Source organism: uncultured Campylobacter sp., assembly GCF_938030685.1.
Classification (GTDB): Bacteria; Campylobacterota; Campylobacteria; order Campylobacterales; family Campylobacteraceae; genus Campylobacter_B.
This window is the reverse complement of sequence record NZ_CALHHX010000089.1, coordinates 18,964-29,021: the sequence shown is the minus strand read 5'-3', so window position 1 is coordinate 29,021 and position 10,058 is coordinate 18,964. Positions and strand designations below refer to the sequence as shown.

Genomic DNA, 10,058 nt, shown 5'->3' with positions numbered 1-10,058 from the left:
TGACCAGCTACGGCATAAACGCCTGTCCGCCGCTGTTAGTCGGCGTGGGCGTGGGCACCTCGATCGACGTGGCGTCGCTACTATCTAAAAAAGCGCTGATGAGGCCGCTAGGCTCGCGCAATCCAAACGACCGAGCCGCGCTAACCGAAAAGCTGCTCGAAGAGGGCATCAATAAAATAGGCCTGGGCCCGCAAGGCATGAGCGGCGCAAGCTCGGTCATGGGCGTGCATATCGAAAACTGCGCCCGCCACCCAAGCGTCATCGCCGTTGCAGTAAACGTAGGCTGCTGGTCGCACCGCAAAGGCCATATCGTCTGGGACGAGCAGCTAAGCTTTGCCGTAAAATCGCACAAGGAGTTCGCGCTATGAGTAAGAAAATTTTAACCACGCCGATCAGCGCCGAGGATCTAGCGGATATCAAGATCGGCGACGTGATATACCTCAGCGGGCACATCGTCACCTGCCGCGACGTGCCGCACAGACGCGTCGTGCAGGAGGGTCGCGAGCTGCCGCTAGATATCAGAGGCGGCGCGATCCTGCACGCGGGGCCGATTATCAGAAAAACGGGTGATAAAAGCTTTGAGATGGTCTCGGTCGGGCCGACGACTAGCATGCGGATGGAGAAATTCGAGCGCGAGTTTATCGCCAAAACCGGCGTGCGCCTGATAGTGGGCAAAGGCGGCATGGGCGAGGGTACTATGAGCGGCTGCAAGGAGTTTGGCGCGATACACTGCGTATTTCCGGCGGGCTGCGCGGTGGTCGCCGCGACGCAGGTTGAGCAGATCGAGAGCGCGGACTGGACGGAGCTTGGGATGCCTGAGACGCTGTGGAAGTGCCGCGTGAAGGAGTTTGGTCCGCTCATCGTCTCGATCGACGCGCACGGAAACAATCTTTTCGAGCAAAACAAGGTCAAATTTAACGAGAAAAAGGACGCGGCGCTAGCTGAAATTTTACCGCAGGTAGGGTTTATAAAGTAGTTAAAATTTGGTGGCCCCCGCTTTAAATTCTACGTCTTAAATTCTTACGCACTGTCGCTAAATTTTAAAATTTAGCGCTCTAGCGAGGGGCAAATTTTAAGAGCTTTGGGTGGATAGCGCGGATGATCAATAAAGCAGGCAGCGGGGCTAGGCGCGAGATTAAATTTTATCTGCAAATTTAGCTGGTCGCGAGGGATAAATTTTAAAAATTTAGACCCATAGAACTGCCGTTTTAAAGCGCCGACTAAAAGCGCACGCTAATCTCGCCGAAGCTCTTTCGTAAATTTAGCCTACGCGCTATTTTTCTGTGCGAATTTTACGCTTGCGTAGAGGTGGCTTGCAAGCCCTAGCGTGCCCAGTATCGCGCCCGCTTCTCCTATGTGCCAAAGCCCGAATCTCGTTGCGATCTGATGCCCCAAAAGAGCTCCGCCGCCGATGCCTACGTTGTAAATCGCCGAGTAAATCGATATCGCGACGTCGGTAGCGTCGGGAGCCAGCGCCAAAACCCTAATCTGCAAACAAAGCCCAAAGCCAAAAATTCCCACTCCCCAGACGAAAGCCGCGAGCAGCAGCGCCGCGTCATTTGTGACAAAAGCTTTTAACGTCAGCACCGAAGCTAGGATAAAGAGAATCGCGCAGATCAAAAATGCGTTTGGAAAATGGCGATAAAGCTTCGAAAAAAGCACGCTAGCAAGAATGCCAGAAGCACCGAACGCAAGCAGGACGTAGGTTACGAAGTGATCGCCTGCGGGGTTAAATTTCGCCACGAATGGCTCGACGTAGCTGTAGGTCGTAAAATGCGCGCCTACGATCAAAAACGTCAGCAGATACAAAGCAAGCAGCATCGGGCGCCTTGCTAGCATAGGCAGGCTCGCAAGAGAACCTGCGCGCCTGCTTGGCAAAAACGGTAAAATTTTCCAAAGAAACAGCGCCTCCGCCGCCGCAAGCGCGCTGATCGCGAAAAACGTAATCCTCCAGCCAAAAAGCTCGCCGATCACGCGCCCCAAAGGAAGTCCCAAAACCATCGCAAGCGAAGTGCCCAAAGCCAGCATGCCGATAGCCTGAGAGCCTTTATTTATCGGCGCTACGCGCACGACGAGCGATGAGGTGATCGACCAAAAGATCGCGTGCGAAATCGCGATGCCCAGTCGCGCGATTACCAAAACGGCAAAATTCCACGCAATGGCCGCCAGGACGTGGCTTAGCGTAAACAGTACAAAAAGCCGCAAAAGCAGCCTCTTGCGCTCGAGCTTTGAGGTTAGCAGCATCAACGGCAGCGAAAGGATACTCACCGCCCACGCGTAGATCGTGATGATTAGGCCCGTACTCGTAACATCCATCTCAAAATCCGCCGCAATGTCGCTTAGCAGTGCCACGGGGATAAATTCCGTCGTGTTAAAAATAAAGGCGGCAAACGCTAACGCGACAACTCTCGTATAAGCGATTTTATGGACATTCATCGGTTTTCTCTTTCCAGCTTTTAAATTTAAACTTTAAATTTAGCGCATTTAGCGGTTTTTAGCTTTCCGAGTTCTGCTCGGAATTTTAAAATTTTAAATTCCGTGCCGTATATACGTGCCGCGTTTCGTGCCAAATCTAAGCGGAGGATTATAGCTAAATTTATCCTCCTCGCAGCTTGCGGAAATAGAATTTACGCTCAAAACGCAAAGTTGCATGGGGTAAAATTCACGTAGCGATCGACCAGTGAAAATTTAAAATGAAATTTGCGCTGCGCTCGTTAGGAGGCAATAAAATTTATTGTATTTGGCAGAATGCGTTGAAATTTTATATACCGCGATGTTGCAAGTTATAAATAAAAATTCGCTACGTTGAGCTTGGATGCGTATGGCGGTTAAAACTTTGTAGTGGCTAAATTTATTATCCAGTCTTGTTGCGATATGAGGTTTTTTCATCTTGTGGCAAGTGCATTTTTAAATTTCTTAATTTTCGCGCATTCCCGTCATTTGATATTTAGGTTAGAATTTCGAGTCAGGTGGCTAAATTTGCATTAATCTCTACCCGCTGCTTGCAATCTGCGCTTAAAGTATGCAAAATTTATTTTCAAAGCGGTGAAAGAGCCCGTCTCAAATCGCCCGCAATGCTCGTCTAAAACTGCCAGCAGATCGCGCTTGTAGCCCGCCGCTGTGATAAAGCTTTAGAATTTTATTCGGTTTGCGAAGCATTTAAATTTTTAAGCAATAAATATGTAAAATTAGCGAAATTTGATAATTCCAAAGGAACTAAAAATGGCAAAAGTTATGAAAACGATGGACGGAAACGAGGCGGCGGCTTACGTCTCATACGCCTTTACCGAGGTCGCGGGCATCTATCCGATCACGCCTAGCTCGCCGATGGCGGATTACACCGATATCTGGGCGTCGCAGGGCAAAAAAAACCTCTTTGGCATGCCCGTTAAGGTAGTCGAGATGCAAAGCGAAGGCGGCGCGGCGGGCACCGTGCACGGCTCACTCCAAGCAGGCGCGCTTACGACGACGTATACCGCATCGCAGGGGCTTTTGCTAAAAATTCCAAATATGTATAAGATCGCGGGTCAGATGCTTCCGGGCGTCATTCACGTCGCGGCGCGCGCGCTTGCGGCGCAGGCGCTCTCCATTTTCGGCGATCATCAAGACGTCTACGCCTGTCGCCAAAGCGGCTTTGCGATGCTTGCAAGCGACAGCGTGCAGGAGGTGATGGATCTGGGCGGTATCGCGCATCTTGCGGCGATTAAGGGGCGAGTGCCGTTTTTGCACTTTTTCGACGGATTTCGCACGAGCCATGAAATTCAAAAGATCGAGGTGATGGACTATGCCGAGTTTGATCGCTTGCTGGATCGCGAGGCCGTGCGTAAATTTAGAGAGGGCGCGCTAAGCTCCGAGCATCCTAAAACTCGTGGCACGGCGCAAAACGACGATGTGTATTTTCAGACGCGCGAGCTAGTCAATAAATTTTACGATGCGCTTCCGGACATCGTCGCGGAGTATATGAGCGAAATTTCAAAGATCACGGGGCGATCTTACGCGCCTTTCGTCTATTACGGCGCAAGTGAGCCGCAGCGCGTGATCGTCGCGATGGGCTCGGTCAATCAAGCCCTTGAAGAGGTGGTCGATCATCTAAATGCTAAGGGCGAGAAGGTAGGCGTGCTAAAAGTGCATCTCTATAGGCCTTTTAGCCTCAAATATCTTTTTGCCGCGATGCCTAAAAGCGTGCGCAAAATCGCCGTGCTCGACCGCACGAAGGAGCCGGGCAGCCTCGGCGAGCCGCTGTATCTGGATATAAAAGCCGCTTTTTACGGGCGCGCGGACGCTCCGCTCATCGTGGGCGGTCGCTATGGCCTAAGCTCCAAAGACGTTGATCCCGCGCAGCTAATCGCCGTGTATGAAAATTTAAATGCAAACGAGCCTAAAAACGGCTTTACGATCGGCATCAACGACGACGTGACGCATCTATCGCTACCCGTGGGAGATAAAATTTCGCTCGGCTATGAGGATGAGATAGAGTGCTTGTTTTATGGCTTGGGCGCGGACGGCACCGTGGGCGCGAATAAAAATTCCGTCAAAATCATCGGCGATAAAACCGATCTTTATGCGCAGGCGTATTTTGCCTACGACAGCAAAAAATCGGGCGGCTACACGCGCTCGCACCTGCGCTTCGGCAAAAGGCCGATCCGCTCGACCTATCTCGTCTCAAATCCGCATTTCGTCGCCTGCTCGGTCGCCGCGTATCTAGACATCTACGATGTCATCGGGGGCATCCGCGAAGGCGGCACCTTCCTTTTAAATTCCATCTGGGATGCCGAGCAGACGGCGGTAAAGCTTCCAAACAAGGTCAAAAAAATTCTAGCCCAAAGACGGGTAAAATTTTACATTCTAAACGCCACCAAACTAGCGCACGATATAGGGCTTGGAGGCCGCACCAATACGATCATGCAATCGGCGTTTTTCAAGCTTAGCGGCATCATCCCGTTTGAGCAGGCGCAAAGCTATATGAAGGAATACGCCAAGAAAACCTACGCCAAAAAAGGCGAGGCGGTCGTGGCGATGAACTGCGACGCGATCGATAGGGGCGCGGACGCTTTGGTGCAGGTAGCGATTGATCCTGCGTGGGTAAATTTAAAAGATGACGCAGCGGATACGAACGATAAATACAAAGGCGACGAATTTATAGAAAAGATCGTAAAGCCAATGAACGCAGCGCGCGGCGATAGCTTGCCGGTGTCGGCGTTTTTAGGGCACGAGGATGGCGGCTTTGACGCGGGCACGACGCGATTTGAAAAGCGCGGCGTAGGCGTCACGGTGCCTAAATGGATCGAGCAAAACTGCATCCAGTGCAACCAGTGCGCCTTCGTCTGCCCACACGCCGTAATCAGGGCGTTTTTGCTAGACGAAAAGGACGAAGCCGCTGCGCCTTTAAATTTAAAAGATCACCTGCTAGAAGCCAAGGGCAAGGAGCTAAAGGGGCTAAAATATAAGATCCAGGTAAGCCCGCTAGATTGCACGGGCTGCGCGCTTTGCGCCGAAAACTGCCCGAGCAAGGAAAAATCGCTCGTCATGGTGCCGCTTGAAGAAGAACTCGCAAAAGGCGAGCAAGAAAGCGCGGACTTTTTATTCGAGCACGTAAGATACAAAGACGATTTGATGGACAGATCAAGTGTCAAGGGCGTGGGCTTTGCGCGCCCGTATTTTGAATTTCACGGCGCATGCCCGGGATGCGGCGAGACGCCGTACATCACGCTGATCACGCGACTTTTCGGCGATCATATGATCGTAGCCAACGCCACGGGCTGTAGCTCGATCTACGGCGGATCGGCGCCTTCGATGCCGTACCGCAAGGATGAGAACGGCCGCGGCGTCGCGTGGGCGAACTCGCTTTTTGAAGATAACGCCGAGTTTGGGCTGGGAATGAAGATCGCAAGCGAGACGCTGCGCCATAAGATCGAGGATCTGATGCTAGGCTCGCTCTCAAGCGTGCCAAACGCGCTAAAGGCGCTCTATCACGACTGGATCGAAAACAGAAACGATACGCTAAAATCCGCTCAGATCAGAGATAGGCTGGTGTCGTTGCTAGAACAAAATTTGGACGCGCCCGGGGTTCGTGAAATTTTAGAACTGAAGCAGTATCTAAACAAAAAATCTCAGTGGATCATCGGCGGCGACGGCTGGGCCTATGACATCGGCTACGGCGGACTTGATCACGTGCTGGCTACCGGCGAAGACGTAAACGTGCTGGTGCTAGATACGGAGGTTTACTCAAACACGGGCGGACAGAGCTCCAAGGCTAGCCGCCGCGGCTCGATCGCGCAGTTTACTGCAGGCGGCAAGCGCGTTCAGAAAAAAGACCTAGGCCAAATCGCAATGACCTACGGCAACATCTTCGTCGCGCAGGTAAATTCCAACGCAAACCAAGCCGCGACGCTAAAGGCGATCATGGCGGCGGAGGCTTACCCGGGACCTAGTCTCATCATCGCGTATTCGCCGTGTATCGCGCACGGCATCAAAGGTGGCATGGGCAGCTCCGGCGATCAAGCCGAACTTGCGAGCAAATGCGGCTATTGGCCAACCTATACCTTCGATCCGCGACTCGCGGCGGAGGGCAAAAATCCGCTTAAAATTTCATCCAAAGAGCCGGATTGGAGCCTTTATGAGGAATTTTTGCTAAACGAAGTGCGCTACAACGCGCTTAAAAAGATCGATCCCGAGCACGCGGGTAAGCTTTATGAAGCAAATAAAGCCGACGCGATGAGACGCTACCGCCAGCTCAAACGGCTTGCGAATGCCGATTTCGGCGATGAGGTTATCTCTGCGGGCGTCGCGAGCGAGAATGCTTAAGCTTTGCGGCTATTTGTTGAAATTCCGGCTCTGCAAATTTTGCAATCCGGAATTTTATTAAATTTCGCGGGACTGCATAAAATTCCGTATAAATTTTAAAAGGAAAATCCATGAAAAAAATTGGACTAATCGGCGGCATGAGTTACGAATCTACGATTACCTATTATGATGGGATCAATCGCAAAATTAACGAGCGTCTAGGCGGGCTAAGTAGCGGCGAAATCCTGCTAAGTAGCTTAAATTTCGACGAGATCGAGCGGTGCCAAAGAGATAATGAGTGGGGCAGGGCAGGTGAAATTTTAGCTCGTCACGCGCAGGTTTTGCAAGGCGGCGGAGCGGATTATATTTTTCTTTGCACCAACACAATGCATAAGTGCTACGAGGCGATAAATGCCGCCATCTCCGTGCCATTCGTACATATTGCAGACGCTACGCTAAATGAGCTACGAAAGCATGGCGTGCAAAAAGTAGGGTTGCTCGGCACGATCTACACGATGACGCAGGATTTTTACAAGCGGCGCTTAATAGAGGGTGGCATGGAGGTGCTCGTGCCAAATGCGGACGAAATGGAAGCGGTAAACGAAGTAATTTTTAATGAGCTTTGCTTTGGTAAAATTTTACCACATTCCAAGAAGAAATTTTTGCAGATCATTGAAGGACTTAGGGCTCGCGGTGCGCAGGGCGTGATACTGGGCTGCACGGAGATCGGGCTGCTCGTATCGCAAGCAGATACCGCCGCGTGGCTATTTGATACTACGCAGATCCACATCGATGCGGCAGTAAGTCTAGCTTTAAGCGAGTAAATACAAATATAAGCCGGCAAAATTCCAGCTTATAATTTCAAATTTTTATATACATTATCAGTTAAATTTAATCTTTCTCTGTTATAATAACAACTATCAATCATAAAAGGGGATGAAATGAACGTTTTAGTTATAGGAGCAGATGAGATTACACCCATTAAGGCGGTTTTAAAAGACCTTGGCGCGAGCAACATCGAGCACTGGGATGCACGAAACGAAAATCGCGTAAATCGTAAGCCGATCCCGCAGGATACCGAGTGTGTCGTGATGCTTACGAGCTTTTTAAACCACAACACGATGAAAAAAATCAAAGGCGAAGTAAAAAAGCGCAAAATCCCGCTCGTATGCGCTAAAAGAAGCGTTAGCTGCGTATTTTGCGAATACTGTAAGGTTTTCAATTTAAATCAAGAATTCGGTTGCAAGCCTTGCGAAAATGATTAAAATTCCAAGGAATTTAAATAATGCCGGCAAGTCCAGGCAAGCGGTTAAAAGGTCGCGCACTACGCCGCAATCAAATGCTTACAAAGATGAAGCTGGCGAGCTAAATTTCAAGGATTTTTTAAATTCTAGCAAATTTAACGCTACTTGCTTTGCGCACGCCGAAAGCAAGAAATTTAGCGGCAAATCTAAAAAGTTTTCAAGCGGTAAATCGAGCGTGCTTAATCATAATGTCTCTAAGTCGTGCGCTGCAAAGAGCGCGCAAAAGGGCGGCGCGAATAAGAATTTTACAGCAAGAGCTTTTTACGACACTAGCTCCGCGCAAAAGAATTTTCTCTGCGCTAAGCGTTCGGACGAGAAATCAGCTTTGTTACGAGATATTGCCGCGCCAAAACGAGGTATCGCAGCACGCGAAAAACGCCAAAAAGCGGATCTGCGGCGCGATAATGAGCTTATTGATGATGAAATTTTAAATGCCGAAACTTTTAATAAAAAATTATTTGGTGGCGAGATTTTTGGCTTTGATGCGAACGGGTGCGAGATTGTGCCAGAGGCGCTGCGGGATTATAATGCGGCTTCGCGAGCGCGAGCGATGCTAGCTCTATATAATTTTAACGTTAATGCGGATTATAGAATTCCGCCCGCAAATTTAAAAAGCGCTTCGCAGTTTCGCACTGCGTTTTTAAATTTCATCGCCTCCGAGCTTGGGCGCGGGGCTCGTAAAATTTACCGTTTCAAGCCCGCCGTGAAATTCTGCGCGGCGGATAATGCGGTAATCTTTGCCTATCTGCGCGGCATGTCGCTGCCAGTATTTGCCGCTAAACCCGTTTATAAGCTAACTCGCGCGATCGTGAGTCTGCGTAGCGGATTGCTGCTAAACGGAGACGATGCGTTTCGCAACTTCGTATTTTGCAAAATCGCGCTTCGCAATGCAGGCGCACAACTGCAGCTTGTGGGCAAATCAGGCGAGCTCATTGTAGTTCGCAAGAGCGGTTTTAGCCTAGGCGTGGTTGCGAGCTTTAAAAAAATTCTACCTCAAAATCCAGCCATTTATGATAATGATATAAAAAAAGCGCTAGAGCTTTGCTGCGGAGCAAACCTCGATGCCGTGTATCTTGTCTATCCAAAAAATGAAAATTTTAACCGCCACGTCGAGATAAAAAGCGAATGCTTTAAGGGAAATTTCATTATGAAATTAGTACCATACAAGCTTACCGACAAAATTTATTAAAAGGATACCAAATGGTTGGAATTATTTTTGGAAGCTCGATGGGCAATACCGAGGACGCCGCAAAGCTGATCTCTGAAAAGCTAGGCATAGAAAACGAGCTAAAAAACGTTGCGGACATCGCGCCTGCAGATCTAAATAAATACACCGCGCTCATCATCGGCAGCTCCACGTGGAACGACGGCGAGCTGCAGGACGACTGGGCGGGCTTTGATTTCTCAGCCCTTGATATCTCAGGCAAGACCGTCGCGATTTTCGGCATGGGCGATAGCTCAAGCTACAGCGATGCCTACTGCAACGCAATGCGCGAGCTATACGATAACTTCAAAAAAGCGGGTGCAAATATCGTAGGTGCAGTGCCTACCGACGGATATGAATTCGACGAGAGTAAGGCTGTAGTGGACGGCAAATTCGTTGGTCTCGCGCTAGACAATGACAATCAAAGCGACCTCACCGAGAGCCGCATCGAGGCGTGGGTAGCGCAAATCGCTCCATCTTTTAAATAGTCCTCCTTTAAATTTGCTGCGAAGCGTGCGCTTCGCAGCACTTTCATCTTTTTTAAAATCATTAAAGCTTAGACCTTTTTAAAATTTAGCTCTGCCGACTTCGGTTAAATTTAAATAGATTGGGCTTTGAAATTTTAAAATTTCAATCTGCGCGAATGAAATTTATCCTTTAAATTTGGCTGCGCGATACTTTGTGCTAGCGTAAATACAGACCGACTTAGAGACGCACTTAGCGCGAGTAGATAAAATTTAGCCGCTGTGGCGGCGGAATGACAAAGC

At 49.7% G+C, this 10,058-nt stretch carries 8 protein-coding genes; 7 read left to right on the top strand and 1 reads right to left on the bottom strand.

Annotated features, from left to right (window positions below):
• Together Q0369_RS04355 and ttdB are read left to right on the top strand one after the other, a co-directional pair.
• Positions 1-368, top strand: a 368-nt coding sequence (locus Q0369_RS04355; protein WP_298096480.1) for a fumarate hydratase, incomplete at its 5' end; no start/stop codon positions are given.
• A complete protein-coding gene (ttdB, locus tag Q0369_RS04350) occupies positions 365-976 on the top strand; it encodes a L(+)-tartrate dehydratase subunit beta (protein ID WP_298096476.1) in 612 nt (203 codons plus the stop codon). The genes Q0369_RS04355 and ttdB, both read left to right, overlap by 4 nt.
• A gap of 290 nt (positions 977-1,266) precedes the next feature.
• On the opposite strand, the gene Q0369_RS04345 is transcribed toward ttdB, so the two are convergent.
• The gene (locus Q0369_RS04345) at positions 1,267-2,436 is read right to left on the bottom strand and encodes a sugar transporter (RefSeq protein ID WP_298096472.1); all 1,170 of its coding nucleotides are present in this window, start codon (positions 2,434-2,436) and stop codon (positions 1,267-1,269) included.
• A 786-nt stretch (positions 2,437-3,222) separates the two neighbouring features.
• Between Q0369_RS04345 and nifJ the strand changes: the two genes are divergently transcribed.
• From nifJ to fldA, 5 genes are all read left to right on the top strand, one after another.
• Complete coding sequence (nifJ, locus tag Q0369_RS04340; protein WP_298096469.1) at positions 3,223-6,804, top strand: pyruvate:ferredoxin (flavodoxin) oxidoreductase; 3,582 nt, start codon at positions 3,223-3,225, stop codon at positions 6,802-6,804.
• 110 nt (positions 6,805-6,914) lie between these two features.
• On the top strand, positions 6,915-7,607 hold the full coding sequence (locus tag Q0369_RS04335) for an aspartate/glutamate racemase family protein (protein WP_298096466.1): 693 nt from the start codon (positions 6,915-6,917) through the stop codon (positions 7,605-7,607).
• A 117-nt stretch (positions 7,608-7,724) separates the two neighbouring features.
• Positions 7,725-8,048: a DUF2325 domain-containing protein gene (locus Q0369_RS04330; protein ID WP_297987824.1), complete on the top strand. Its 324-nt coding sequence runs from the start codon at positions 7,725-7,727 to the stop codon at positions 8,046-8,048.
• Complete coding sequence (locus Q0369_RS04325) at positions 8,041-9,276, top strand: hypothetical protein (protein ID WP_298096457.1); 1,236 nt, start codon at positions 8,041-8,043, stop codon at positions 9,274-9,276. The genes Q0369_RS04330 and Q0369_RS04325 overlap by 8 nt, the downstream gene beginning before the upstream one ends.
• An 11-nt stretch (positions 9,277-9,287) precedes the next feature.
• On the top strand, positions 9,288-9,779 hold the full coding sequence (gene fldA, locus Q0369_RS04320) for a flavodoxin FldA (protein ID WP_298096454.1): 492 nt from the start codon (positions 9,288-9,290) through the stop codon (positions 9,777-9,779).
• Positions 9,780-10,058 lie beyond the last annotated feature (279 nt).

Bases quoted from the DNA above. Each gene is read 5' to 3' on its own strand.
- Q0369_RS04325 (WP_298096457.1), top strand. From the start codon at position 8,041: ATGATTAAAATTCCAAGGAATTTAAATAATGCCGGCAAGTCCAGGCAA.
- Q0369_RS04330 (WP_297987824.1), top strand. From the start codon at position 7,725: ATGAACGTTTTAGTTATAGGAGCAGATGAGATTACACCCATTAAGGCG.
- Q0369_RS04345 (WP_298096472.1), bottom strand. From the start codon at position 2,436: ATGAATGTCCATAAAATCGCTTATACGAGAGTTGTCGCGTTAGCGTTT.
- fldA (WP_298096454.1), top strand. From the start codon at position 9,288: ATGGTTGGAATTATTTTTGGAAGCTCGATGGGCAATACCGAGGACGCC.
- Q0369_RS04335 (WP_298096466.1), top strand. From the start codon at position 6,915: ATGAAAAAAATTGGACTAATCGGCGGCATGAGTTACGAATCTACGATT.
- ttdB (WP_298096476.1), top strand. From the start codon at position 365: ATGAGTAAGAAAATTTTAACCACGCCGATCAGCGCCGAGGATCTAGCG.
- nifJ (WP_298096469.1), top strand. From the start codon at position 3,223: ATGGCAAAAGTTATGAAAACGATGGACGGAAACGAGGCGGCGGCTTAC.